General features: G+C 74.7%; 1 protein-coding gene and 2 pseudogenes. 1 reads left to right on the forward strand and 2 read right to left on the reverse strand.

Features of this window, described 5'->3' with window-relative positions:
• Positions 1-170 (forward strand): annotated as a pseudogene (locus AC2CHG_RS31595) (3-keto-5-aminohexanoate cleavage protein); the annotation flags it as partial.
• On the opposite strand, the gene AC2CHG_RS31600 reads toward AC2CHG_RS31595, so the two are convergent.
• Together AC2CHG_RS31600 and AC2CHG_RS31605 are read right to left on the reverse strand one after the other, a co-directional pair.
• Positions 124-546, reverse strand: a complete 423-nt coding sequence (locus AC2CHG_RS31600; protein WP_013287300.1) for a roadblock/LC7 domain-containing protein — start codon at positions 544-546, stop codon at positions 124-126. The pseudogene AC2CHG_RS31595 and the gene AC2CHG_RS31600 sit on opposite strands and share 47 nt — an antisense overlap.
• Positions 543-883, reverse strand: a pseudogene (locus AC2CHG_RS31605) (nitrate- and nitrite sensing domain-containing protein); the annotation flags it as partial. The pseudogene AC2CHG_RS31605 and the gene AC2CHG_RS31600, both read right to left, overlap by 4 nt.

Here is an 883-nt window from a genome sequence, read left to right on the forward strand (position 1 = left end):
GCATGGAGGACACGGTCACGTACGCCAAGGGCCGCCCGGTGGAGTCCAACATGCAGCTCGTCGCGCGGGCGGTGGGGGGGGGGCCCCCCGCCCCCCCCCCCCCCCCCCCGCGCCGGCTGCGGATCAGCGCGGCAGCGCCTGCTGGAGTTCGGCGCGCAGCGCCGGGGTGAGCATCTCGCCCGCCTGCTTGGCCAGCCGCGCCATCTCGTAGCCGACCACGCCGATGTCCGCGTCCGCCCCGGCTAGCGTGGCCAGGATCGAGCCGTCCCGGATCTGCATCACCAGGAAGTAGCCGCGCCCCATCTCGACCACCGTCTGCTTGACGACGTCACCGTCGAACATCTGGGCCGCACCGGCGGTGATGCTCATCAGGCCGGAGGTCACCGCGGCGAGCTTGTCCGCGTGGTCGCGCGGCAGGTGCGCCGAGATCGCCACCAGGAGCCCGTCGGAGGACACCACCACCGCGTGCGCCACCCCGGGAACGCGCTCCGCGAACGCGTTCACCAGCCAGCTCAGGTCGCGTGCCTCCTGGCTCAACGTCGTCACTGTCGTCGTCCTCCTTCATCGCGCGGCAGGTACATCTCGGTGGTCTCCTCGGCCTCGGCCCGCCGTACCCCGCTGTAGAGACGCGACAGCATGCCACCGACCGCCTCCGGGTCCGGCTCGTGCCGCACCACCGGACGGTCGGCCGGGGCGGCCGAGGTGAGCTGGGCCATCGGCACGCGTACCGGCAGGCCCCGCTCGTTCGTCCCTCCGGTCACCGGCGTCGCCGCCGGCGCCGGCGTCACACCCAGCGCGGACGAGGCCGGGCCCTGCCGGCTGAACCACCCGCCGGCCGCCGCGCCGGCGTCCGGGGTCAGCACGTCCTCGGCCCGTCCCGGGC

It is taken from the genome of Micromonospora sp. ATLC20 (assembly GCF_057196585.1).